Annotated in this window: 24 protein-coding genes; 17 read left to right on the forward strand and 7 right to left on the reverse strand. The window is 31.9% G+C overall.

Going from position 1 to position 23988, the window contains the following annotated elements; all coding sequences use genetic code 11:
- Window positions 1-42: 42 nt before the first annotated feature.
- Together ACJJVO_RS13955 and pckA are read left to right on the forward strand one after the other, a co-directional pair.
- Window positions 43-432: a DUF423 domain-containing protein gene (locus ACJJVO_RS13955; RefSeq protein ID WP_405575169.1), complete on the forward strand. Its 390-nt coding sequence runs from the start codon at window positions 43-45 to the stop codon at window positions 430-432.
- A 65-nt stretch (window positions 433-497) separates the two neighbouring features.
- Entirely contained in the window at window positions 498-2114 is a 1617-nt protein-coding gene (gene pckA / locus ACJJVO_RS13960; protein WP_405575171.1) for a phosphoenolpyruvate carboxykinase (ATP), read from the forward strand.
- A 192-nt stretch (window positions 2115-2306) separates the two neighbouring features.
- Here the strand turns inward: pckA and ACJJVO_RS13965 are convergent, their stop codons facing one another.
- Together ACJJVO_RS13965 and ACJJVO_RS13970 are read right to left on the reverse strand one after the other, a co-directional pair.
- Window positions 2307-3056: a uroporphyrinogen-III synthase gene (locus tag ACJJVO_RS13965; RefSeq protein WP_405575173.1), complete on the reverse strand. Its 750-nt coding sequence runs from the start codon at window positions 3054-3056 to the stop codon at window positions 2307-2309.
- A gap of 16 nt (window positions 3057-3072) precedes the next feature.
- Window positions 3073-3723 (reverse strand): DUF4271 domain-containing protein, encoded by a 651-nt coding sequence (locus ACJJVO_RS13970; RefSeq protein ID WP_405575175.1) that lies wholly within the window; start codon window positions 3721-3723, stop codon window positions 3073-3075.
- A 147-nt stretch (window positions 3724-3870) separates the two neighbouring features.
- Here ACJJVO_RS13970 and ACJJVO_RS13975 point away from each other — a divergent pair, with 147 nt between their 5' ends.
- Genes ACJJVO_RS13975 through ACJJVO_RS13985 form a run of 3 tightly spaced genes read left to right on the forward strand, consistent with a single transcriptional unit; the run spans window position 3871 to window position 6445 of the window.
- Window positions 3871-4593 (forward strand): polyprenol monophosphomannose synthase, encoded by a 723-nt coding sequence (locus tag ACJJVO_RS13975; RefSeq protein WP_405575177.1) that lies wholly within the window; start codon window positions 3871-3873, stop codon window positions 4591-4593.
- Window positions 4594-4599: 6 nt separating this feature from the next.
- A complete protein-coding gene (locus ACJJVO_RS13980) occupies window positions 4600-5943 on the forward strand; it encodes a dihydroorotase (protein ID WP_405575179.1) in 1344 nt (447 codons plus the stop codon).
- 1 nt (window position 5944) lies between these two features.
- Entirely contained in the window at window positions 5945-6445 is a 501-nt protein-coding gene (locus tag ACJJVO_RS13985) for a DUF4296 domain-containing protein (RefSeq protein WP_405575180.1), read from the forward strand.
- On the opposite strand, the gene ACJJVO_RS13990 is transcribed toward ACJJVO_RS13985, so the two are convergent.
- Entirely contained in the window at window positions 6405-7418 is a 1014-nt protein-coding gene (locus ACJJVO_RS13990) for an NAD-dependent epimerase/dehydratase family protein (protein ID WP_405575182.1), read from the reverse strand. The two genes, ACJJVO_RS13985 and ACJJVO_RS13990, sit on opposite strands and share 41 nt — an antisense overlap.
- Window positions 7419-7583: 165 nt before the next feature.
- Here ACJJVO_RS13990 and tyrS point away from each other — a divergent pair, with 165 nt between their 5' ends.
- Together tyrS and ACJJVO_RS14000 are read left to right on the forward strand one after the other, a co-directional pair.
- Window positions 7584-8894 carry a tyrosine--tRNA ligase gene (gene tyrS / locus ACJJVO_RS13995; protein ID WP_405575184.1) on the forward strand — a complete coding sequence of 437 codons (1311 nt, stop codon included), beginning with the start codon at window positions 7584-7586 and terminating at the stop codon, window positions 8892-8894.
- Between the two features lie 137 nt (window positions 8895-9031).
- Window positions 9032-9496, forward strand: a complete 465-nt coding sequence (locus ACJJVO_RS14000) for a DUF1572 family protein (RefSeq protein WP_405575186.1) — start codon at window positions 9032-9034, stop codon at window positions 9494-9496.
- A 125-nt stretch (window positions 9497-9621) separates the two neighbouring features.
- Here ACJJVO_RS14000 and ACJJVO_RS14005 read toward each other — a convergent pair whose 3' ends face one another.
- Window positions 9622-10602 carry an acyl transferase gene (locus ACJJVO_RS14005; protein WP_405575188.1) on the reverse strand — a complete coding sequence of 327 codons (981 nt, stop codon included), beginning with the start codon at window positions 10600-10602 and terminating at the stop codon, window positions 9622-9624.
- Window positions 10603-10679: 77 nt separating this feature from the next.
- On the reverse strand, window positions 10680-12320 hold the full coding sequence (locus ACJJVO_RS14010) for a T9SS type A sorting domain-containing protein (RefSeq protein ID WP_405575189.1): 1641 nt from the start codon (window positions 12318-12320) through the stop codon (window positions 10680-10682).
- Window positions 12321-12554: 234 nt separating this feature from the next.
- Here ACJJVO_RS14010 and ACJJVO_RS14015 point away from each other — a divergent pair, with 234 nt between their 5' ends.
- Both ACJJVO_RS14015 and ACJJVO_RS14020 read left to right on the forward strand, forming a co-directional pair.
- Window positions 12555-13241, forward strand: coding sequence for a response regulator transcription factor (locus ACJJVO_RS14015; protein WP_405575191.1), 687 nt, complete (start codon window positions 12555-12557; stop codon window positions 13239-13241).
- Complete coding sequence (locus tag ACJJVO_RS14020; RefSeq protein ID WP_405575193.1) at window positions 13241-14284, forward strand: sensor histidine kinase; 1044 nt, start codon at window positions 13241-13243, stop codon at window positions 14282-14284. Before ACJJVO_RS14015 ends, ACJJVO_RS14020 begins: the two co-directional genes overlap by 1 nt.
- Here the strand turns inward: ACJJVO_RS14020 and ACJJVO_RS14025 are convergent.
- Entirely contained in the window at window positions 14267-15178 is a 912-nt protein-coding gene (locus tag ACJJVO_RS14025; protein WP_405575195.1) for a glycosyltransferase, read from the reverse strand. The genes ACJJVO_RS14020 and ACJJVO_RS14025 overlap by 18 nt on opposite strands.
- Before the next feature lie 258 nt (window positions 15179-15436).
- On the opposite strand from ACJJVO_RS14025, the gene trmB reads away from it, so the two are divergent.
- Genes trmB through ACJJVO_RS14040 form a run of 3 tightly spaced genes read left to right on the forward strand, consistent with a single transcriptional unit; the run spans window position 15437 to window position 17116 of the window.
- The gene (gene trmB, locus ACJJVO_RS14030) at window positions 15437-16111 is read left to right on the forward strand and encodes a tRNA (guanosine(46)-N7)-methyltransferase TrmB (protein WP_405575196.1); all 675 of its coding nucleotides are present in this window, start codon (window positions 15437-15439) and stop codon (window positions 16109-16111) included.
- Window positions 16112-16114: 3 nt separating this feature from the next.
- Entirely contained in the window at window positions 16115-16744 is a 630-nt protein-coding gene (locus ACJJVO_RS14035) for a LysE family transporter (protein WP_405575198.1), read from the forward strand.
- Between the two features lie 39 nt (window positions 16745-16783).
- On the forward strand, window positions 16784-17116 hold the full coding sequence (locus ACJJVO_RS14040; protein WP_405575200.1) for an MGMT family protein: 333 nt from the start codon (window positions 16784-16786) through the stop codon (window positions 17114-17116).
- On the opposite strand, the gene ACJJVO_RS14045 is transcribed toward ACJJVO_RS14040, so the two are convergent.
- Window positions 17117-19360, reverse strand: coding sequence for a T9SS type A sorting domain-containing protein (locus tag ACJJVO_RS14045; protein ID WP_405575202.1), 2244 nt, complete (start codon window positions 19358-19360; stop codon window positions 17117-17119).
- Window positions 19361-19560: 200 nt separating this feature from the next.
- Here ACJJVO_RS14045 and ACJJVO_RS14050 point away from each other — a divergent pair, with 200 nt between their 5' ends.
- From ACJJVO_RS14050 to ACJJVO_RS14070, 5 genes are all read left to right on the forward strand, one after another.
- The gene (locus ACJJVO_RS14050) at window positions 19561-20700 is read left to right on the forward strand and encodes a P-loop NTPase (protein WP_405575204.1); all 1140 of its coding nucleotides are present in this window, start codon (window positions 19561-19563) and stop codon (window positions 20698-20700) included.
- A complete protein-coding gene (locus tag ACJJVO_RS14055; RefSeq protein ID WP_405575206.1) occupies window positions 20701-20943 on the forward strand; it encodes a NifU family protein in 243 nt (80 codons plus the stop codon).
- A 62-nt stretch (window positions 20944-21005) separates the two neighbouring features.
- Window positions 21006-22061, forward strand: a complete 1056-nt coding sequence (locus ACJJVO_RS14060; RefSeq protein ID WP_405575208.1) for an NAD(P)/FAD-dependent oxidoreductase — start codon at window positions 21006-21008, stop codon at window positions 22059-22061.
- Window positions 22062-22118: 57 nt separating this feature from the next.
- Window positions 22119-22454 (forward strand): ferredoxin, encoded by a 336-nt coding sequence (locus ACJJVO_RS14065; protein WP_405575210.1) that lies wholly within the window; start codon window positions 22119-22121, stop codon window positions 22452-22454.
- Window positions 22455-22643: 189 nt separating this feature from the next.
- Window positions 22644-23987 (forward strand): autotransporter outer membrane beta-barrel domain-containing protein, encoded by a 1344-nt coding sequence (locus tag ACJJVO_RS14070; protein ID WP_405575212.1) that lies wholly within the window; start codon window positions 22644-22646, stop codon window positions 23985-23987.
- Window position 23988: the final 1 nt, after the last annotated feature.

Genomic DNA, 23988 nt, shown 5'->3' on the forward strand with positions numbered 1-23988 from the left:
TAAATACAATAGGCAATAAAAACCTAAAATCCATATTTAATTATGAACAAGACACTATTAATTACAGGAGCAATCTTAGGCGTTTTAGGTATTATTTTAGGGGCTTTTGCGGCTCATGGTTTAGAGAAATTAATTGATGCTGATGCTATTAAATCTTTCGAAACTGGCGTACGTTACCAGTTTTATCATGCTTTTTTTCTTTTAATTTTAGGGAGTACTTCATTCTTGAATTTAAAAATGAAAAAAACAGTATTTTACTTGGTGGTTTTGGGAGTGATTTTCTTTTCTGGATCCATATATAGTTTGGCTACTAATTCGCTTTCAAGCTTTGATTTTAAGACTATTGCATTAATTACTCCAGTAGGTGGATTATTACTAATTGCCGCTTGGGTAGTGATGTTAGTCGGTATTATAAGAAATAAGGTCGATTAATGTTGATCAAAGGAGCTGTTTCAAAATAAAATTTTAATTTTGCAGCACTAAACAACACAAATATTATGGCAAATCATTCCCAATTAACGAAAACGATTTCGTTAGAAAATTATGGAATTAAAAATGCAAAAGTTAATTATCAACTATCCTCTGATGAGCTTCATTCTGAAACCATTACAAAAGGACAAGGCGTAGAATCCTCATCTGGTGCTTTAGCGGTTAATACAGGTGAATTTACAGGTCGTTCTCCAATGGACCGATTTATTGTAAAAGATGATATTACCAAAGACAAAGTTTGGTGGGGAAATATCAACATTCCTTTTGAAAGTGATAAATTTCAGAAGCTTTATGATAAAGTGGTAGATTATTTATCTGAAAAGGAAATTTACGTACGTGATAGTTATGCTTGTGCAGATGAAGATTACAAGTTAAATATTAGAGTTATTAATGAGTATCCTTGGAGTAATATGTTTGCTTACAACATGTTTTTACGCCCAACGGAAGATGAGTTAAAAGACTTTTCACCAGAGTGGACTGTGGTAAATGCACCAGGCTTTATGGCAGATCCAGAAATTGATGGAACGCGTCAACACAATTTTGCAATATTAGATTTTACACGTAAGATTGCTTTAATAGGTGGAACTGGTTATACAGGCGAGATTAAAAAAGGAATTTTCTCTGCTTTAAACTTTATCCTTCCTGTATTTAAAGAGACTTTACCAATGCATTGTAGTGCAAATGTTGGTAAGGATGATGATACAGCCATTTTCTTCGGATTATCAGGAACAGGAAAAACAACATTATCTACAGATCCTAACAGAAGTTTAATTGGAGATGATGAACATGGTTGGACAAAAGAAAACTCTGTATTTAATTTTGAAGGAGGTTGTTATGCTAAAGTAATTAATCTTTCTCAAGAACAAGAACCAGAGATTTTTGCAGCAATTAAAAAAGGAGCTATTCTTGAAAATGTAATAATGGATGACAAAGGCGTTGTAGACTTTGCTGATACGTCAATTACACAAAATACTAGAGTTAGTTACCCAATTTATCATATAGAAAATATTAGAAAACCATCTATAGGTAATAATCCTAAGAACATCTTTTTCTTAACAGCAGATGCTTTTGGAGTTTTACCTCCAATATCTAAATTAACACCAAGTCAGGCAGCTTATCACTTTATTTCTGGTTATACCGCAAAAGTTGCTGGTACAGAAGCAGGAGTGGTAGAGCCAGTGCCAAGTTTTTCAGCTTGTTTTGGTGCTCCATTTATGCCATTGCATCCAACGGAATACGCTAAGATGCTAAGTAAAAAGATGAAAGATGCAGGTGTAAATGTATGGTTAGTTAATACGGGTTGGACAGGTGGTCCTTACGGAGTAGGTACACGTATGAAATTAAAATACACACGTGCTATGATTAACGCAGCTTTAAATGGAGAGTTAGGTGATTATACTTATGAAGATTATCATATTCACTCTGTATTTGGAGTAGCACAACCAAGAACATGTCCTGGAGTGCCTACAGAAGTATTGAGCCCAAGAACAACTTGGAACGATGATAAAGCATATTACACTATGGCATTTAAGCTATCAAACGCATTTAGAGAGAACTTTAAGAAGTTTGAATCTTATGCGTCTGAAGAAGTGAGACGTGGTGGCCCTCAACGTTATTCGTTTTAATTAGCGACTCAGATATATAAAAAAGTGATTCTTTAATTAGAATCGCTTTTTTTATGCTTAAACTTCTATGAAGATATAAAACAAATGACTAATAATGAATTAGTGAATATATAAATGAGTCTATTGTTTTAAAACTAAAAATCCCAACTAAAAATTTTAGTTGGGATTTTATATTAAATTATTGAAAAGAAATTATTTTCCTTTATTAACGGAATCAATATATTTCTGTAATGCCATAGTCATTGATGGAGTTTCAGGTGTTGGTGCAGAAATATCTACACGCAATCCTTTTTCCTTAACAGCTTTAACTGTTGTGTTTCCAAATACAGCAATACGCGTTTCGTTTTGCTTAAAGTCTGGGAAATTATGGAATAATGATTCTATACCAGATGGGCTAAAGAATACTAAAATATCATAAGTCACATTAGATAAATCAGATAAATCACTGATTACCGTTTTGTAAAATGTAGCTTGTTTCCATTTTACGCCTAATTCATCTAAAATTTCTGGAATTACAGGCTTTACTTTATCTGTTGTAGGTAATAAAAAAGATTCGTCCTTATATTTTTTAATAAGAGGTATTAAATCTTCAAAAGTACGTTTACCAACATAAATCTTACGTTTTCTATAAACCACATATTTCTGCAAGTAATATGCTACAGCTTCAGACTGGCAAAAATATTTCATAGAATCTGGTACTTTAAATCGCATTTCGTCTGCAACTCTAAAGAAATGATCTACTGAATTTCTACTTGTAAGGATAATAGCTGTGTATTTGCTGAGGTCAACTTTTTGTTGTCTTACATCCTTGGATGATACACCTTCAACATGAATGAAGGGTCTAAAGTCCACCTTAACTTTTTGCTTTTCTTGCAAATCAAAGTATGGAGAGTTCTCTATTTTAGGCTCTGGTTGGGATACTAAAATCGTTTTCACTTTCATACGTAAACCTTGTGTTTTAAGCGTTATACTCTCTAATAACCTTATATAAAAGTATATAAGGTCCAATTTCGAGAGCGCAAAGATACAATAAAAAATAGAAAAAATTAGGATTTAATAGTTTTTGATAGGTTTTGAATGAAGATAAAAAACCGATCAAATTAATAATACAAACCAATGAAAACCCTATTGTTATTATTATTTCAATAGATATGTTTGTATACAGTAAAAACAAATTAGCAATTAAAAAAACAATACCAGATAAATTTTTGAAGGTTGTTTTTTGAAAAAGGTACTGGTCCATTAAGCTGTCTATTTCAAAAAGACTACCTATAAGCCGTTCTATAAGTGTTTTTATAATGATAACAGTAGATACTACAAATAGTAGTTTTAAGAAGGAAACTAGTTCAAAATCTAATGGAGATATAAATGTGGAGTAGGCAAAGAATAAAAAAATACTAAATGATAAACTTAGGTTTATAAATAAAAAGCTGTCAAACTGATCTATAAATTTTTGATCTTTAGTGTAAATTTTTAAATATTTAGAATTACCAATAACATACAAAAAGTCATTAAAGCGTAGCGTATTTATATATTTTGCAACAACGATAGAGAACAATCCTATGATTGTGAAAATGGTAAACCACTCGTATGTAATATAATTTCGCATGCTGCTAAATTATAAAAAAAAGAGATTAAAGTTATAAGTGAGATTCTTATCTATCAAAAAAGTTAATTCCGATATAAAATCCATTAAAAACTTTACTTTTGTTAAAATTCTAAAAGCTGCTCAAAAGAGTATTTTAAAAGAGAGTAAATGTCTGACGCAATTGTCATAATTCCTACCTATAACGAGATTGAAAATATTGAATCAATCATTAGAACTGTGTTTTCGCAACCAAAAAGTTTTCATGTTTTAGTTGTAGATGATAATTCTCCAGACCATACTGCTGAAACTGTTAAAACACTCCAACAAGAATTTAAAGGCCAATTGTTTTTATTAGAACGTACTAAAAAAAGCGGTTTAGGTACCGCTTATATTGCTGGTTTTGAATGGGCTTTAGAGCATTCGTATGAATATGTTTTTGAGATGGATGCGGATTTTTCGCATAATCCAGAAGATTTAATACGATTATATGAGGCTTGTGCTATTGATGGAGCGGATATGTCAGTTGGTTCTAGATATGTAAAAGGAATTACTGTTGTTAATTGGCCAATGTCGCGTATTATTTTATCTTATGGAGCATCTCGTTATGTAAGATTGATTACAAGAATGAAAGTCAAAGATTCTACAGCAGGCTTTGTTTGCTATAAAAAGTCTGTTTTAGAAGCTATTGATTTAAAAAAAATAAAGTTTGTAGGTTATGCATTTCAAATTGAAATGAAATTTAAAGCTTACAAAAAAGGATTTCAAATTGTAGAAATTCCTGTTATCTTTAAAGATAGAACCAAAGGGAAGTCAAAAATGAGTGGAAGTATTATTTCTGAAGCTATTTTTGGAGTGATTAGTTTAAAAATTAAAAGTTTATTTACTAAGTAAAAGACCATGAAAGGAAATACCCTAATTAAAAATGCCAGAATCGTCAACGAAGGAAAAATTGTTGAAGGTGATATTTTTATTGAAGACAATATTATAAAAGAAATAGATATTTCTATAAGCGTTAAGTCTTCAGATATTAATGTAATTGATGTAGAAGGTAATTATGTTTTTCCTGGTATGATTGATGATCAGGTTCATTTTAGAGAACCAGGATTAACACATAAAGCAGACATAGAATCTGAATCTAAAGCAGCTTTGGCAGGTGGAATAACATCGTTTATTGAAATGCCAAATACCAACCCACAAACTACGACTGTAGAAAAGTTAGAAGAGAAATTTGCTATTGCAGCCAATTCATCTTACGCTAATTACTCGTTTATGTTTGGTGGTACCAATGACAATTTAGATGAGATTTTAAAAGTTGATCCTAAAACTGTAGCAGGATTAAAACTATTTTTAGGTTCTTCTACAGGAAACATGTTGGTAGATGACCCTAAGGTTATTGAAAAAATCTTTTCGAGTACAGATATGGTGATTTCGGTACATTGTGAAGATGAAGCAACGATTAAAAAAAATCTAGCAAAGTATAAAGCTGAATATGGTGATGATATTCCTATGGAATTGCACCCAATTATAAGAAGTGAAGACGCTTGTTATATATCATCTTCTAAAGCGATTGAATTAGCAAAGAAAACTGGAGCAAGATTGCACGTGTTTCATGTTTCAACAGGTAAGGAAACGAGTTTGTTCTCAAATAAAATACCATTAAAAGATAAGAAAATTACAGCAGAGGTTTGTGTACATCATTTATGGTTTTCTGATGAAGACTATGCTAAAAAAGGAAGTCATATTAAATGGAATCCTGCGGTTAAGACAGCAAAAGATAGAGATCAGTTATGGAAAGCCTTGTTGGATGATAGAATAGATGTTATTGCAACAGACCATGCGCCACATACCCTAGAAGAGAAAAACAACCCTTACACAAGTGCTCCTTCAGGTGGTCCATTGGTACAACATGCTTTAATGGCTTTAATGGAAGCGCATCACCAAGGTAAAATTTCAGTTGAGAAAATAGTTGAGAAAGCTTGTCATAATCCTGCAATATTGTTTAATGTAGAAAAACGAGGTTATATAAGAGAAGGTTATTTTGCAGATTTGGTGATTGTAGATCCACAAAGTCCTTGGACAGTTAATAAAAGTAATATTTTATATAAGTGTGGATGGTCTCCTTTTGAAGGCAATACATTTAAAAGTAGAATTACTCATACATTTGTTAATGGACAATTAGCTTATAACAATTTTAAGGTTTTAGACGTTAAAGCAGGAGAACGATTGACTTTTAATAGATAAAATGATAAAGCGAATAAGTATAATATTAGTATTAAGTGTTTTTGTTTTGGCATGTAATGGCATAGAAAAACCAAAGAAACCAGATCATTTGATATCAAAAGATCAGATGTCTGATTTGTTGTACGATTTATACATTATTAACTCAGCAAAAGGGGTAAATAGAAATCTACTGCAAAGTAATGGCTTTAACCCTGAAAATTATATTTTAGAAAAATACAATATAGATAGTACTCAGTTTACAGATAGCAATACCTATTATACGTTTTATCCTGAGGAATACAGTACAATTATAAATAAAGTAAAAGCAAGACTTGAAAAAGAAAAAGAAATCTTTGAAGAGTTACAAGAAAAAGAGAATGATTCTATTAAAAAACATAAGGATTCAATTAGAAACTTAGGTAGAAATAGGACGATAAAAACAGTAAAAAAATTAGATAGTACTGTAATTAGAAAAAAGAAAATTAAACGTCCTGCAGGTATAAAAGACTCACTTCCTCTATAGATGTATTTATAGGTTTAAATTCAAAATTTAAAGTGTTTTTTAGTTTTGAAGCATCATATTTTGAAATGTTAGTTGCAGATTTAGCGACTTGTTTAGATAAGCTTCTAGGTTTGCCCAAAAGTTTGTGATTTAACCAATCTAGTCTCCATGCAATTTCTAATAACCAAGGTTTAGCTTCTTTTTTTGGAGGCTTAACATTTAGGGCTTTAGCTGTTTTGGTTTGCAAGGCTTTAAAACTTATGTTTTCTGAAACTAAAATAAAACCTTCATTTTTTATGGTGCTATTCATAAGCTGCTGCATGGTTTTAACCACATCCCAAATATCTACATAACCTGTAACACCAGTAGTGTAATATGGCATGCCATTATAAATGCGTTCAAATATATTACCACTACTTCCTCCATTCCAATAGCCAGCGCCTAAAATAATTCCTGGATTAACAATCACGGCATCTAAGCCTTCTTGTGTACCACGCCAAACTTCGAGCTCAGCGCCATATTTTGTTATGGCATATATGCTATTATCATCTTCTGGGTTCCAATCGGTTTTTTCGTCAATTAATATTTCTGGATTTGTATGTTGTCCTATGGCAGAAATTGAACTTACATAACACAGTTTCTTAATCTTATTGCTAATCGATAGATTAACAATATTAGCTGTGCCTTTAATATTTATTTTCCGAATTAAATGATATTTATTAGGCTCAAATGAGACTATTGCAGCACAATGATATACATGCGTAATGTTTTTAAAAGCATCTTGTAATTGTGGAATATTATTAAGATCAGCCTCAACCCATTCAATTTTGCTAAAAAGTAAATCAGCGTCATCAGAAAAATAGGAGAAAACATGTTTTACACGCTCTAATGTATTTTTTTGTCTGTATATGGCACGGATAGATACATTACTTTTTAAAAGTTGAAAAAGTAAATGTGAACCAACCAATCCTGTTCCTCCTGTGACTAAAATCATAAAGCGAAGTTACAATATTTTAAATCTAAATTCTATACTTAGAAGTTGGTTTGTATGGTTTAACAAGGTAAGATTTGTTTATGACTAAATTGGATTAAAATTGTCTTTTGTCTTTAGTTGTGGAAACATATCTTTGCGCAAATCAATTTTTGAAACTAAAAAGTAATGGCAAATAAATTTGTAGAAGAATTACGTTGGAGAGGAATGGTACACGATATCATGCCTGGAACTGAAGAGCAACTAGATCAAGAGATGACTACAGCATATATTGGTTTTGATCCTACATCAGATTCATTGCACATTGGTAGTTTAGTACCAATTATTTTATTGGTTCATTTAGAAAAAGCAGGACATAAACCCGTGGCTTTGGTAGGTGGAGCAACAGGAATGATTGGTGATCCTTCTGGAAAAAGTGATGAGCGTAATTTACTTGATGAGGCTACATTAGAGCACAATGTTGCTGGTATAAAAGGTGTATTGTCTCGTTTTTTAGATTTTAATTCTAGTGCAAAAAATGCTCCTGTTTTAGTAAATAACTATGATTGGATGAAAACGTTCAGTTTTATAGATTTTGCAAGAGATGTTGGTAAACGTATCACTGTGAATTATATGATGGCTAAAGATTCTGTAAAGAAGCGATTAAGCGGAGACGAAGGCAATGTTGGTATGTCTTTTACAGAATTTACATATCAACTCATTCAAGGTTACGATTTTCATCATTTGTATAAAACCATGGGTTGTAAATTACAAATGGGAGGTAGCGACCAATGGGGAAATATCACTACAGGAACAGAATTGGTAAGACGAATGCACGATGGAGAAGACCAAGCTAAAGCTTATGCCATGACGTGTCCGTTAATTACAAAAGCAGATGGTTCTAAATTTGGAAAATCTGAAGGAGGAAACATTTGGTTAGATGCAGATAAAACTTCGGTATATAAATTTTTCCAATTTTGGTTGAATACAACCGATGAGGATGCCGAAAAATATATTAAAATCTTTACATTTTTAGATAAATCAGCTATTGATGCTATAATTGAAGAACATAAAGCAGCTCCTCATTTACGTTTGTTACAAAATAGATTAGCTGAAGAGGTTACCGTTTTTGTGCATAGCAGAGAAGACTATGATAATGCTGTAAAAGCGTCTAAAATATTGTTTAGCAAAGATTTTAAAAATGAAATTAAACAATTACCAGAAAAATTATTTTTAGATGTTTTTGAAGGTGTAAAAGATGCTGAAATTTCTAAAGCCGAATTTGAAGAAGGCATAGATATGATTGGTGCATTAGCAGCTAAAACAAACTTTTTAAATTCTAATGGAGACGCTAGGCGTGCTTTAAAAGAAAATGCAGTAGCAGTAAATAAAGAAAAAGTAAAAGAAGATTATATCTTATCTACAGAAGATTTAATTCACGATAAATACATTATTATTAGTAGAGGTAAAAAGACAAATTTCATTTTGAAAATTGTGTAAATACTTGATGGCTTATAATAAATGGGACCTCATGAGTTTTAAAACTTGTGAGGTCTTTTTGTATCTTTATTTCTGAACTCAAAAAATGAGATATAATAGATTTGAGTTAATCGTTTAATAATGTATTCTTTTTAAAAATGAAGCAAACCGAACAATTAGCGAATCGGCTTAGAGAATTAATTCTTAATGGCACTTGGATTGCAAATACTAATTACAAGGATCAATTAGAAAATTTAGATTGGAAAACAGCAACTACAAAATTTCAATCGTTTAATTCAATTGCTGTTTTAGCACAGCATATTCATTATTATATTTCAGGAATCACAAACGTGTTTGTAAATAATAAGCTTGATATAAGAGATAAATTTAGTTTTAATTTTCTTCCGATTGAATCACAACAAGAGTGGGAATTATTTTTAAATCAATTTTGGACAGATACCTTAATTCTTGCTGAGTTTATAGAAAAAATGCCTGAAGAAAATTTAAATACAAACTTTGTAGATGAAAAGTATGGTACATATTTACGAAATATAGATGGTATGATGGAGCATGGCTATTACCATTTAGGACAAATTGTGCTGATAAAGAAGTTGTTAGAATAAAAAAGTGCCCAAAATTACTTTTGAGCACTCACTAACCAATCTATCAACTTTGAAAATCTCTCTTTTTCATAGCATCATTGTAGTCGTGTGTTAATTTGTGTCCTTACAATTTTATTTAATTTTTTTTATAAAGCCATTAAATTACATCCTCTAATATCAGAATTGTCGAATCTTCCGATAATTTCAAATTCGCCATTATCGTAGACTTTTCCTAAATCTTGGGTGGCAATAAATGAACACGAATTTAAATTCGCCAAATCAATGACGTTAATTCCACCAGTTTTATTTGGTTGCTGTATGGTGAGTGCGTCTTCAGTATCTCGCGTTACTATTTTCATCCAAGGCGGACATTCAAAAATACCATTGCCTTTAGAATACGCTTGGCTTAAAAGTTCGGTCATTCCATATTCACTATGAATTTGGTTAACCCCAAAACCCTTTTGTAAAATTTGGTGTAGCTCTTGCCGTATTATTTCTTTTCGTCTGCCTTTCATACCTCCGGTTTCCATAATTGTGGTATGCTTTAAGTTTAATTGGTAGGTTTCAACTAAATCTAATAACGCAAAGGACACTCCAATGAGTAAGGTTTTTTGTTCTTGGGCTTCTAATGTTTTTATGGTTTCTGCTAATTCTTCAAGATTATTAAGATAAAAACCGCTTTGAGCTTGTTTAGATTTATCAATTAAATCATTTACCATATAAATAAGTGAAGAGCCATCACGTTCTAAATAAGATGGCAATAATGCGAGTACTACATAATCTTCAATATGTCCATAAAAATGTTTAAAAGCGTTTAAGTAACTTTCTTCATAGAGTTTTAAATCTGATACTAAATGTTTACTTGTTACGCTTCCTGTGGTGCCAGAACTGGTGAATGTTTTTTCAAATGGTAAAGACGTGCTTAATACATTGTGAGATTTAAAAAATTGAATGGGTAAGAAGGGAATCTCATTAATGCTTTTTATATCTGAAGGGTGTTTGTACAATAAGTCGCAAAACGATCTATAGACTTTGTTGTTCTTAAACTGAAATTTAAAAACTTCTAAAGCTAATGCCTCAAAATCAGTATTAGATTTTATATTAAATATGTCGTCATTAGATATCATTCCGCAAAAATATGTAAAATAAAAAAGCGTAGCTCAATAATTAGAGCTACGCTTTTAAAATGTATTGAGAAATAAACTTACTTAACTACTAATTTTTTAGTAGTAGAAGCATTGTTTTGAGTGATTTTTACAATGTAAACACCAGACTTTAAGTTAGAAACATTTAACGTGTTGTTAGTTATAGTTTCGTTTTTAACTTGTTTTCCTAAGATATCAAATACTTGAACAGAAATAGCTTCACTATTTGTAGAAGATATTGAAACAGAACCTGTACTTGTTGGGTTAGGATATAAGCTAAATGAATTAGTGTTGAAATTGTTAACGCTTAATGGCGCAGCGATATCACTAGCATATCTTGGGAAAATTTGGTAAACACCATTAAATTCACCACCTAAACCAGTAATACTAGAAGCTGTAGTTGGAATTGTAGTACCAATTAAATCTTCATCAGTAAAAGCTGTTCTACAAACAGTTACATCAGCTCCGTTTGCTACGTTATAGTTAGTTGCTCCAGCAAATACTCCTGTATCAGAAAAAGTAACATCGTTTAATGTAATCAACATGCTTTCGTAAGTCTCACCATTAGTTATAAGCTCAGAAGCACTAACAACAACTGGTGTTAAAGTGTTACCAGTAGAAGATGTAGTAGCTACATTTTCGATAGGTACAAATTGAAGTAATCCATTATATTCAGAAAGATATCCTTTTACACCAGTAATACCATCACCTGCAGCAAAAGCAGTTGTTATAACACCACCGTTATCATCAATTAATATAGCTGCACCAGAATCTTGAATGTATTTTTGGTTTCTAGTATTACTTGTAACGATATAAGATATAATTGCTTCACCTGTTAATTCATACTCAAATTCAGAACCAATAGTACCAGCTCTCAATTGCGTTATGTTAGCAACTTGTGTTAAACTTGATGGGTTAGAAACACTAAAAGAAATTGTGCTAGTACTAATAGTACCTGTACCATCAATTAAATCAGCTGTTACTGTGTAAGATTCTCCATCTACTGTTGCTACTGTAAAAGGACTTGTAGCATTTGTATTTTCAGTTCCGTTAACTGTTATAGTAACACTTTCACCACCTGCTAAATTAGATGTTGAGAATTCTACGTCTACAGACGTTGTGCCAGAGTCAAAAGTCGTAGCGTCACTAGGACTTGTTATTACTACATTAGGAGATGATCCTGCAAGAACTTGTACGTTGTCTATATAAAATAAAGAAGATTGAGTACCAGCTGTCCAATTTGCTGCAGTATCATAAAAACGAATACCGAAATCAAAATCTTCATCTGTCGCAGGAGTATATTCGTAAGAAATAGTCTGCCATTGGTTTAATATAGTGTCATCAGAATATACTGTTGGATTGAACCCGTTACCATTAAAAATACGTGCTCTAGCTTCATTATTTGTTGCATATACATCCATACTCATAGTGTAAGTTACACCACCAGTTAATGCAATGGTTTGTCTAAGATCTGTGTCACCTTGAGTTTGTGTTAAAAGATTTACACTGGCAGAACTTGTACCATCAGAAACAAAAGTTGCATTAGTGTTTTCGGTAAGATCAGTAGTACTAAAATCGTTAGTAGTCCATGAATCAGGAGCATTAGCAGTCCAGTTTTCAAAACTACCGTTTGCGGCTAGATTTTGCCCATAAGTGGCAACACCCATCAAACAAAATAATAAAAAGTAAATTTTCTTCATAATTGATTTGTATAAAAAGTTAGATGACAAATATAATAACTAATCCTTAGTTTTAAGAATTCAATTAGTTAATAGTTATCAATTTTACAATTAGTTAACGTGGTTAATATCAGGTGATTCTTAATTTCAGTTAGTTATATTGTCAATGTTAGGGAATTGTTATCAATTCAATATTCTTAGATGCTTATGTACATATATATTTTATATTTACATCACATTAAATAAAAAGTACCATTGAAAAAGAAAGACATTAAAATTTTACTTGTAGATGATGAACCAGATATTTTAGAAATAGTTGGTTATAATTTATCTTCAGAAGGTTATCAAGTTATAAAAGGTGAAAATGGCTTAGAGGCAATTGAATTGGCAAAAAAGCATAAGCCACATTTAATTATCTTAGATGTTATGATGCCAAAAATGGATGGTATTGAAGCTTGTGAACGTATCAGAGAACAATCTGATCTAAGTGAAACCATTATAACATTCTTAACAGCAAGAGGAGAAGATTATTCTCAAGTTGCCGGTTTTGATGCTGGTGCAGATGATTATATTGCAAAACCTATAAAGCCAAAAGTTTTAATCAGCAAGGTGAAAGCACTATTAAGGAGACTTAAACATTCTGAAAGCAGTGTTAATGCTATTTTAGAAATTGGTGATTTAGTGATATACAGGGAAGAATATAAAATTACAATTAAAGGAGAAGAAATCACCTTGCCAAGAAAAGAGTTTGAATTGTTATCTTTGTTAGCAACCAAGCCAGGTAAAGTTTTTAAGCGAGATGAAATCTTAGATAAAGTCTGGGGAAATGAAGTGGTCGTTGGCGGAAGAACCATCGATGTGCATATTAGAAAACTTCGTGAAAAAATAGGAGATAAATCCTTTAAAACCGTAAAAGGTGTTGGTTACAAGTTTGTAGACTAATGCAAAATAAAACTCTTAAGAAATCTTATAAATTTGCGTTCCGAACAGCGCTATATGTTACGTTGTTCACCTCGCTTCTTATCGGTACCTTTTTATTTTATTTCCAAATCTATAATTGGTCTTTTGTTTTTTATCCACTCATCTGTTTTCCTTTCTGTTTTTTAATTATTCAGTATAGAGTGGAGCGGTTTATATATAGACGTGTTAAGAAAATTTATGATGATCTTACGTTGCTAGAATCTACCAGTCTAAGACAACAACCTATAACTACAGATATGGGAACGTTAACAAAGGAGATAGACAAATACGCCAAAAACAAAAAGTTTGAAATTGAAACTTTAAAAATTAGAGAAGAATATAGAAAAGAATTTATTGGTAATGTTTCTCACGAATTAAAAACTCCTCTTTTTACAGTGCAAAGCTATCTTCTAACGTTATTAGATGGTGGCATTGAAGATGATAAAATTAGAGATAAATATTTAGCTAGAGCGAGTAAAGGAGTTGAGCGCTTAACATATATCATTAAGGATTTAGACATGATTACCAAATTAGAGGTTGGTGTTCTTAGTTTAGAGAAAGAAAATTTTGATATCGTTAAACTGGTACAGAGTGTTTTTGATTTGTTTGAGATGAAAGCAGCTAAAAAGCATATTACTTTAACTTTTGATATTGATTATAAAAAACCAATTATCGTTTATGCAGACAAAGAACGTATTCAACAAGTTTTAACTAACCTCATTGTAAACTCTATTAAGTATGGTAGAGAAAAAGGAACTACAGAGGTTAGTATAGAGAATCTTATAAAAAACAAAGCAATCATTAGAGTTACAGATAATGGTGAAGGTATAGCTAAAGCTAATATTCAGCGTTTATTTGAACGTTTTTATCGTGTAGATACTAGTGGTAATAGAAAACAAGGAGGTTCGGGTTTAGGTTTGTCAATTGTAAAACATATTATTGAAGCACACGAAGAAAAGATTTATATTGAGAGTGAACTCGGAGTTGGTAGTGAGTTTTCGTTTACGTTAGAAAAGGCGGAATAACTTCTTGTAATTTAATTCGTATTCTTGAGATTTAAAACCAGAATAATTTTCCATACCTGACAACATTTCTATTTTAAATTTTTCTTGATTGCAAAAAGGAGCAACACCTTCAGATTGTAATTTATTAGCTAAATATTCTTGTTCAAATTGACCTGGAGTAGGAATAAAAAAGGCTTTCTTTTCAAGTTTTGCTAAATCCATTAAAGTTGTGTAACCAGATCTGCTGAGAATTAGGTCGCTTTCGTTTATTGCTGTTTCAAGTTCATTACTAGTCATAAAATTATAGATAACAACGTTTCCAATAATCTCTTTTTGTTGTTCAGGTTCTACTTTACCTTTTATAAATAGTACACTTTTGTTATAGTGTTTTAATTCGTTTAATAGTTTTTCTTCTAAAAAAGTACGTTGAGGTTCTGGTCCAGATAGTAAAACCAGAAGATTGTATTTTGTTTTTACTTTTTGTTTTCGAAAGCGTGTTAATGGGCCTATGTATTTTACTGATGTTACAAAATTCTCAACATGCCCTAATTCTCCACTTAAATTACTAAAGCCATTATGATCTGGTACCCAACACTCATCAAACTTTAAAATGATTTTTTGATGTAGTTTACTGCTTAACCAAGTAGTATTGCCGCTTAAAACTCGTAATTGGTGTGTAATAAACACAGAAGGAATAGCTTGGTGTCTAACGCCAAATCTATTATCTGAAATAATACCAGAAATAGCTTCTGTTTCAACTAAATTTTCAACAACTTTTTTTTCTCGTTTAATAGTTTTTAAAAGATGAGGTGAGTCTTTTAATAATTTAATTTTAAATCCGTTTGCTTTTTTTGCATAGGTAATATTATAAGATGGTAGCTCAAAGGATTTTAGATTTGGAAATTCTTTTTGCAATAATTGTAGTGCAGCACCATCACTAGCAATTATAGGTTCAAAATTATGTTGGATTAAAGCATTAATAATAGGAATACATCGCGTAGCGTGACCTAAACCCCAATTTAGTGGAGCAATTAAAATCCGTTTCTGATCTTTAGCTTTTATGTGTTGAAGATGTTCCAGTTTTTTACCTGTTGTTAAGATATCAATGATTAAAACAAAGATAAACCTAAAATGTTTCCTTAATTTTACCGAATTATTAAAAAATGAAAATTAGTGGGAAGTAAAAATAAACAGAGGCGCTTTAGGGAAAATGAAACCTTTCATAATGTGTATCAGCCTACACGAGAAGAATTAGTTGATGCTACTTATAAATTAAAAGGGCAATGGAGATCAGAAGTTTTTAAAAACGACAATCCTGTGGTGCTAGAATTGGGTTGTGGTAAAGGCGAGTATACTGTTGGTTTAGCAAAACGCTATCCCAACAAAAATTTTATTGGCATAGACATTAAAGGGGCTCGGTTTTGGAGAGGTGCAAAAACAGCTATTGAAGAAGATATACCCAATGCAGCATTTATAAGAACTCAAATAGAGCTCGTTGAATTTGTTTTTGAAGAAAATGAAGTGGATGAAATATGGATTACATTTCCAGACCCACAAATAAAATACCAGCGTACTAAGCACCGAATGACTAATCTACAGTTTTTAGAGCGTTATAAGAAAATATTAAAACCAAGTGGATTAATGCATCTAAAAACAGATAGCGAATTTATGCATGGTTATACTTTAGGTTTGTTGCATGGCCTAGGTTTAGAGGTGCTTTATGCTAATCATAATGTTTATAAATTAGAAGGTAGTCCTGAGGATGTTACAGAAATTAAAACGTTTTACGAAAATCAGTATTTAGAGAAAGATAAAGCAATTACGTATATTAGATTCAAAATCAATTAAAATTTGAGTATTACAATTATTTTTTTTCTAGGGCTTTTGGCAGCCATTATAGCGGTTACTCCTCCTGGTTTGCTTAATATGACAGCTGCAAGAATAAGCCTTAAGGAAGGAGCAGGACGCGGTATTATGTTTTCTACAGGCGTTTGTATTGTTGTTTTTATTCAAACATATTTGGCTGCAATATTTGCTAGGTATTTAACTAATCATCAAGATATTGTAGAGATATTAAAACGCGTGGCATTTGTTATATTTGTACTTATTACGATATACTTTTTTGTGTTAGCGTCTAAACAAAAAGAAGCAAAACCAGAAGCAGAGATAACAAGTAAACATGGCAGATTGTTACATGGCATGCTGTTGTCTGCTCTAAATGTATTTCCCATTCCATTTCAAGCTTATATGGTAATCACTTTGGTGTCTTTTGGTTGGATGGATTTTGAGAAATTGAGTATTGTTACGTATGTTACAGGAGCAGCAACAGGGACGTTTGTTGTACTTTATTTTTACATCTTCTTTTTTGATAAAATTAAAGATAGAGCTTTTACTTCACAGCAAAACATGAACTATATTATAGGCAGTGTTACAGGTATTGTAGCTTTAATTACGTTTATCAATATTTTAAAGGCTTTATAAGTTAAATCATTTGACAATAGTTTTAATAGATAAGAGCAAATGAAACCAGAAACTTTAGGTTTTTTTGAAAAGGTTTATGAAGTCGCCAAGCAAATTCCTTATGGAAGGGTAACAAGTTATGGAGCAATTGCGAAATATTTAGGAGCTGGTAAAAGTGCTAGAATTGTGGGTTACGCTATGAATGGTTCTCACGGAAAAGATGTGCCAGCACATAGAGTAGTTAACCGCAAAGGACTCTTAACAGGGAAACATCATTTTGAAGGCACTAACCTTATGCAACAACTTTTAGAAAGCGAAGGTATTGAAGTTGTAGAAAATCAAATTCAGAATTTGGAATCTGTTTATTGGGATCCAGTTCAGGAATTAAAATAATTATTCCTTTATAATTTTCTTTATAACGTTTCCTATCTCATTTTTAATCTTTATAAAATATGTTCCTTTAGAAAGTGCTTCTGTAGAAATATTGATTTCAGTTTTACCACCAATAACTACAATCTCTTGAATGCTTCTACCCGAAATATCGTAAATCGTTAGTTGTTGTATGGCTTGCTTCGATTTTAAATTTACACTATGCGTTGTTGGATTCGGATATAATGAGATGGTATTATTTGCCAACTCAAATTCATCAGCGCTTAGCGTTGCAATAGCAGTTTGTACTGTATTGGTTATAATAGGGAAATTAAAATCGAAATATATTTCAGCATTATTTTCAAACGTATCATTTAAAGCTAATGTTTCTAAGGTTTTTATTTTAAAAACAATATAGCCATCGTTGTTGGCATCATCAAAAGGTAAGTTGATGTTTTCAAAAATGAATTCTACGTAGTGATCTTCAAGATTGTTTTTTATTCTAGCTACAAAATCGTGACTTCCACGCAATGGGACTAAAGTAGCTAAATCGTATTTGCTAATATCAATAATATCTTTTACAACGACGTTTATAGCATTTGCAGTTCCTGTGTTTTCAAAACGAATCATATAGTGTACATAATCTCCAACCATTTCAGGAGTTATAAAATCACCTTCTAAACAGGTTTTATCATTTGGGTCAAAAGAATTCACCACAGTTTGATGAAGCTCAAAAGCCGTTTCAGGTTCTACCACGTCATATTCAATAAAATAATTGGCAGTAAACGTTAATACATCTCCACCATTTACAGCAGGAGCATCCATTGGTGTGTTAATTAACATTGAAAAATCTATCGTTCTAGTTTCAAAAGGTTGTAAATTTTCAAAATTAAAATGCCAAGCACTATCGACATTTGTAAAAGAGTCCCAACTTGGGTTAAAAGAAACTTCGCTCATTAAATCAAAGTCGTTTATGAGTAACACTTGTCCAAAATCAATCAATGTATTGCCTGTATTTTTATAAATAATTTGATAATCTGCTTGAAAACCGGGAGTCGCAGCCGTTAATGGTATAATTTGAATATCAATACCCTTATAGACACCTATTGGAGTTAAGCAAAAGTCTTGCGTAAAAGGACTTGTTTCTGTTGGAAAATCTATTGTTACACTCTCAGGTGTAACCTCAAAATAACTTGAATTTGCAAGAATTGGTGTTATGGTATGTGTACCATCTCCAACAGGAATGGAATAATCTCCTGAAGTATTGGAAATAAAATTGCCTGTTTCCGTTCCATTAGATACAGCAAAGTTAAAATTAGGCACAATGGCATCATTTATGTCACAACCATTGGCATCCAAATCCATTGTTATATTGCCATCAATTATAAAATAGTCTCCTCCAGGATAAAAAGAGCAATACGAATTCGCCGTGTAATTTTCTATTTCTGCCCACTCCATCATATATTGTATTCCTATAAATTCACTTTCATCTGCACATATATAATGTATTGGGTTTCCTGTCAAATTAAAATATGAATAGTGCTCATCCCAATACAGATCTTGAATCCCGTTTTTTATAAAAACCGTTGTTATCTCATTATTATCTGCACCAATAAAATAAAAATTTGTATTGTTAGATAGGTCTAAGGACGTAAGTAAATTATTGCTAATGTAAAATTCTTCGAGATTAGGATAACCACTTACATCTATTTCTGTCAATTGGTTGTTATTACAATCTAAAATTAAATATGAGGTTGAGGTACCTAAAGTTAAATTTGTTAATTGATTGTAACCGCATTCTAAGTAATTCAAATTGGAGGAGTTGCTTACATCGAGTGTAGATAATTCATTATTATTACAAATTAAAGCAATCAATTCGTTGAGATTGTTTAAACCTATTAATTCTGTTATTTGATTATTAGCACAATTTAAACGTTCAAGATTTATAAAAGCGCTTACATTTAAACTCGATAAAGAACTATTTTCACAACTCAAAGTTTCAAGATTGGTAAAGTATTCTATTCCAGTGGCATCGATGACATTATTACCGCTTAATTGTAAATGCGTAACGGCTTCAGCCTCAGCAATACTTATTTCACCATCATTATTGGTGTCTACTTTACTGATGCCTGTGGCACCAAAAGATGGAGCCACACAGTTTTGGTTTACTAATATATTTTTAAATTCAAGTCCAAAATTTTCGATGTTCTGAGCATTAAAAGGAATTGAAATTAATAAGAAAAGAACAAAAAAGTAGTAGTTTTTCATGTGGCTGGTTTTCAGTGCTCTAAAGATACATTTTTTTTAAGAAACCAAGTATTATCTTAGCCACTTGCTCTATTGTTCATTTCAATCAAAAGGTTTTCAAATTCTAAACATTTCACAGTATCTTTGCATTTAGAATTAATCTTAATAAGAAAGAATTGAGTCTAGGCTTTAGTTTCAGTTTTTTCTAGTCCTTATTCATTATGAAATTATTAAAACAAGATATACTCAATGCGCTCAAAACCATAACAGCACCTGGTGAAGGTGAAAATATGGTAGATAGCGGAGCGGTTACTAATGTTGTAACTTTTGCAGACGAAGTAATTGTAGATATTACTATAAAAAATCCAAGTCTTCAAGCTCGTAAAAGAACAGAAGTTGATATTTTACAAACCATCCATAAAGAAGTTTATGAAAAGGCAAAAATAAAAGTCAATGTAAAAGTAGATGCACAAGCTGCAGAACCTAGAAATGAGATTAAAGGAAAAGCAATTCCTGGAATTCAAAATATTGTAGCTGTTGCTTCTGGTAAAGGAGGTGTTGGTAAATCTACAGTAACTGCAAATTTAGCAGTCACTTTAGCTAATATGGGTTTTAAAGTTGGTGTTTTAGATGCTGATATTTATGGACCATCAATACCTATTATGTTTGATGTGGCAAATGAACGTCCATTATCTGTAACTGTAGATGGCAAATCTAAAATGAAACCTGTAGAAAACTATGGTGTTAAAGTATTGTCTATTGGCTTTTTTACAAAACCAGATCAAGCTGTAATTTGGAGAGGACCAATGGCTTCTAAAGCGTTAAATCAAATGATATTTGATGCAGCTTGGGGAGAATTAGATTTCTTATTACTCGATTTGCCTCCAGGAACTGGTGATATCCATTTAAGTATTATGCAAGCGTTACCTATTACAGGAGCTGTTGTGGTAAGTACACCTCAAAATGTAGCATTAGCAGATGCTAAAAAAGGTGTCGCTATGTTTCAGCAAGATAGTATCAATGTGCCTGTTTTAGGTATTATTGAAAATATGGCTTACTTCACACCAGCCGAGCTTCCTGAAAATAAATATTATATATTTGGTAAAGAAGGAGCCAAGCATTTAGCGGAAGATTTAAAAGTACCATTTTTAGGCGAAGTACCGTTGGTACAAAGTATAAGAGAAGCCGGTGATTTAGGACGACCAGCAGCAATGCAAACAGGCACTCCAATTAAAGAAGCATTTGAAGCAATTACAAGAGAGGTTGTACAACAAGTGGTGGATAGAAATGATGCTTTGCCAGCTACCGAAGCAATAAAAATTACAACAATGGCAGGTTGCTCTGCAGTTAAAAAGAATTAAATGAGCTCAGAAGAACTTAGATTAAACGTAGAAAAAGCCTTAGATGAAATTCGTCCCTTTCTGCAAAGTGATGGTGGAGACATTAACTTATTATCTATAGACGATGGTAAATTTGTGAAAGTTCAATTAGTAGGCGCGTGTACATCTTGCAGTGTTAACCAAATGACTTTAAAATCTGGAGTAGAAATGACGATTAAAAAATATGCTCCACAAATCGAAAAAGTTATTAATGTAGAAAAGTAATGTGACTTTTATCACATTTTGAATAAAATCACATTAGTAATTTTGTTTTCAATTTTTCATCTATGATTACAACAGATATACTTATAATTGGTGCAGGTCCGACAGGACTTTTTACAGTTTTTGAAGCTGGACTTTTAAAATTAAAATGTCATTTAATTGATGCCTTACCACAAGCAGGTGGTCAGTGCTCTGAGCTTTATCCCAAAAAACCGATTTACGATATTCCTGCATATCCAGAAATTTTGGCTGGTGATTTAACAGATAAACTTCTAGAACAGTGCAAACAGTTTGAGCCTGGTTTTACTTTAGGAGAACGTGCAGAAACGATAGAAAAGCAAGAGGATGGCTCTTTTATTGTTACCACTAATAAAGGGACACAGCATAAAGCTCCTGTTGTTGCAATCGCTGGTGGTTTAGGAAGTTTTGAGCCTCGTAAGCCATTATTAGAAAATATTTCTGATTACGAAGATTGTGGAGTAGAATACATGATTAAAGAGCCAGAAATTTACAGAAACAAAAAAGTTGTCATTGCAGGTGGAGGAGATTCTGCTTTAGATTGGAGTATCTTTTTAAGTGATATAGCTTCTGAGGTTACTTTAATACATAGAAGAAATGAATTTAGAGGACATTTAGATTCTGTTGAAAAAGTACAAGAATTAAAAAATCAAGGTAAAATTAATCTAATTACTCCAGCAGAAATTACTGCTATTAACGGAAATGGTAAAGTAGAAAGTGTTGAGGTTACTAAGAAAGATGAAGAACCAATTTTAGTTGAAACAGATCATTTTATTCCGTTATTTGGTTTATCTCCTAAACTTGGGCCAATTGCAAATTGGGGACTTGAGATAGAAAAGAATGCCATTAAGGTTAATAATTCATTAGACTACCAAACCAATATTCCTGGTATTTATGCTATTGGTGATGTAAATACATATCCTGGGAAATTAAAATTGATTCTTTGTGGTTTTCACGAAGCAACATTAATGTGTCAATCTGCATATCAAATTATTAATCCAGGTAAACGTTACGTTTTAAAGTATACTACTGTTGCTGGTGTAGATGGTTTTGATGGTACTAGAAAAGAAGCGCCAAAAGCAGTAGTGAAAGCTTTTGATTAATTAATTTAATATAGAGTCGTTTTCAGGGTTATAAAAACTGAAAGATCTCACTTACATATGGAAAACCCAGATATCAATATCACAATTATAGACAGAGAAGGAGTAAAACATCAAATAGAAGCTCCAACAGATATGGCAATGAACTTAATGGAGATTGTTCGTTCTTACGAGCTTGCTCCAGAAGGCACTATAGGAATTTGTGGTGGTATGGCCATGTGTGCCTCTTGTCAATGTTATGTGTTAAGCGAAACCGAATTACCAGAAATGCAAGTTGATGAAGAAGCGATGCTTTCTGAAGCTTTTAATGTGAAAGATAACTCACGCTTAGGATGCCAAATACAAATGACACCAGAAATGGAAGGTTTAGAGGTTGAGTTGGCACCAGAAAGTTAATTTCTTTTGTATTTCTTATTTATTAAAAGGTAAAGGTGTTATTGGTCTAATCTTCAAAATCATTAGTGCGCTTTATCGAGAAATCCATTTTATGAGATAATAATATTATTAAGAATCATTCAAAATAATTAATTTTTTATTTGGATTTGGTCTAAATAAGTATAATTTTGCGGTCTTATTTCAGACCAAATGAAAAAAATAATTGTTTTTCTTATACTTTTAGTTTCTTTTAATTTGAATGCTCAGATCAAAAAAGATTCTGTCGCATTACAGCAACTAAAGGCAGAGATTAAAAAAGAGCTTCTTGAAGAACTTAAAACAGAAGAAGCGTCTAAAAAGATGCCATTATTAAAATGGAATAACTTCAGCTTAAGAGGATATGGAGTTATTAATTACTACAATAATGATTACGACACAGACCCTACACTAAAGGATAAATTTGATGCCGAGCGTTTAAACCTATATCTAGAATATTTTTTCACGGATAAAATAAGCTTAAAAACAGAGATTGAGTACGAACATGGAGGTACAGCTTCTGCCATTGATTTAGATACGCAAGAAGAGTTTGGTGAGTTTGAAGATGAAATTGAAACAGGTGGAGGAGTAAAGCTAGAGCAAGTTCATATTAATTTTAAGATTAAACCTTATTTTAATATTAGAGCTGGTAAAATGAAAATGTATTTTGGATTACATCAAAGCTTAGATACACCAACCCAATATTTTACAACTACGCGTCAAGAAATGGAAAATGCGATTCTGCCTCTAGGATGGTACGAAACAGGTATTGAGGTTTACGGAACTTTTGCTAAAAGATTTAATTATAGAGCTTATGTTGTTAGCGGTTTAGACGCGTCTGGATTTTCATCTAGAGGTTGGGTAAAGGACGGTTACCAACAACGATTTGAGATGGCAAACGCACAGTCTTTAGCATTTTCTGCTCGCTTAGATTATAAGTTCGGAACGCACAAAGATACTTATGTTGGTATTGCAGCTTACATTAATGATTCTGCTGCTAACAGACCAAAAGACGATATGAGTGAAAGTGCATATGTAACCATAGTTGAAGGGCATGTGACTTATAATGAAAACAATTTAAGATTTAATGCTATTGGACTTTATGGGAATTTAGAGAATTCAAATATTGTGTCAATACGAAACGCAAATTTGTCTAATAACTTAGGTGTTAAAAGAACTCCTGTTGGTAAAAATGCTATAGGTGTTTCAGCAGAAATAGGTTACAACATCTTACCCTTAATTAAAACAAATAGTAAACAACAATTATACCCTTTTGTGCGCTATGATTATTATGATACTATGCAAGATGTAGAAGGAAGTATTGTAGATAATCCGCGTTGGGAGCGTTCTACAATTACTGGTGGTATCAATTGGTTTGTGCATCCTCAAATTGTAATAAAAGCACAATATTCTGATAGACGTCTTGGTTCAGAAAACTATGACTTATCTACTCTAGAGTTTACAGGAGAGAAACAACACGACAGAACATTTTCAACCGGAATAGGATTCAAATTTTAAT

The organism is Winogradskyella sp. Asnod2-B02-A (genome assembly GCF_045063645.1).
Taxonomy (GTDB): domain Bacteria; phylum Bacteroidota; class Bacteroidia; order Flavobacteriales; family Flavobacteriaceae; genus Winogradskyella.

What these genes read in the sequence shown, in the direction of transcription:
- ACJJVO_RS13955 (WP_405575169.1), top strand. Translation starts at nt 43, where the DNA reads ATGAACAAGACACTATTAATTACAGGAGCAATCTTAGGCGTTTTAGGT.
- pckA (WP_405575171.1), top strand. Translation starts at nt 498, where the DNA reads ATGGCAAATCATTCCCAATTAACGAAAACGATTTCGTTAGAAAATTAT.
- ACJJVO_RS13965 (WP_405575173.1), bottom strand. Translation starts at nt 3,056, where the DNA reads ATGAAAGTGAAAACGATTTTAGTATCCCAACCAGAGCCTAAAATAGAG.
- ACJJVO_RS13970 (WP_405575175.1), bottom strand. Translation starts at nt 3,723, where the DNA reads ATGCGAAATTATATTACATACGAGTGGTTTACCATTTTCACAATCATA.
- ACJJVO_RS13975 (WP_405575177.1), top strand. Translation starts at nt 3,871, where the DNA reads ATGTCTGACGCAATTGTCATAATTCCTACCTATAACGAGATTGAAAAT.
- ACJJVO_RS13980 (WP_405575179.1), top strand. Translation starts at nt 4,600, where the DNA reads ATGAAAGGAAATACCCTAATTAAAAATGCCAGAATCGTCAACGAAGGA.
- ACJJVO_RS13985 (WP_405575180.1), top strand. Translation starts at nt 5,945, where the DNA reads ATGATAAAGCGAATAAGTATAATATTAGTATTAAGTGTTTTTGTTTTG.
- ACJJVO_RS13990 (WP_405575182.1), bottom strand. Translation starts at nt 7,418, where the DNA reads ATGATTTTAGTCACAGGAGGAACAGGATTGGTTGGTTCACATTTACTT.
- tyrS (WP_405575184.1), top strand. Translation starts at nt 7,584, where the DNA reads ATGGCAAATAAATTTGTAGAAGAATTACGTTGGAGAGGAATGGTACAC.
- ACJJVO_RS14000 (WP_405575186.1), top strand. Translation starts at nt 9,032, where the DNA reads ATGAAGCAAACCGAACAATTAGCGAATCGGCTTAGAGAATTAATTCTT.
- ACJJVO_RS14005 (WP_405575188.1), bottom strand. Translation starts at nt 10,602, where the DNA reads ATGATATCTAATGACGACATATTTAATATAAAATCTAATACTGATTTT.
- ACJJVO_RS14010 (WP_405575189.1), bottom strand. Translation starts at nt 12,320, where the DNA reads ATGAAGAAAATTTACTTTTTATTATTTTGTTTGATGGGTGTTGCCACT.
- ACJJVO_RS14020 (WP_405575193.1), top strand. Translation starts at nt 13,241, where the DNA reads ATGCAAAATAAAACTCTTAAGAAATCTTATAAATTTGCGTTCCGAACA.
- ACJJVO_RS14040 (WP_405575200.1), top strand. Translation starts at nt 16,784, where the DNA reads ATGAAACCAGAAACTTTAGGTTTTTTTGAAAAGGTTTATGAAGTCGCC.
- ACJJVO_RS14045 (WP_405575202.1), bottom strand. Translation starts at nt 19,360, where the DNA reads ATGAAAAACTACTACTTTTTTGTTCTTTTCTTATTAATTTCAATTCCT.
- ACJJVO_RS14050 (WP_405575204.1), top strand. Translation starts at nt 19,561, where the DNA reads ATGAAATTATTAAAACAAGATATACTCAATGCGCTCAAAACCATAACA.
- ACJJVO_RS14055 (WP_405575206.1), top strand. Translation starts at nt 20,701, where the DNA reads ATGAGCTCAGAAGAACTTAGATTAAACGTAGAAAAAGCCTTAGATGAA.
- ACJJVO_RS14060 (WP_405575208.1), top strand. Translation starts at nt 21,006, where the DNA reads ATGATTACAACAGATATACTTATAATTGGTGCAGGTCCGACAGGACTT.
- ACJJVO_RS14065 (WP_405575210.1), top strand. Translation starts at nt 22,119, where the DNA reads ATGGAAAACCCAGATATCAATATCACAATTATAGACAGAGAAGGAGTA.
- ACJJVO_RS14070 (WP_405575212.1), top strand. Translation starts at nt 22,644, where the DNA reads ATGAAAAAAATAATTGTTTTTCTTATACTTTTAGTTTCTTTTAATTTG.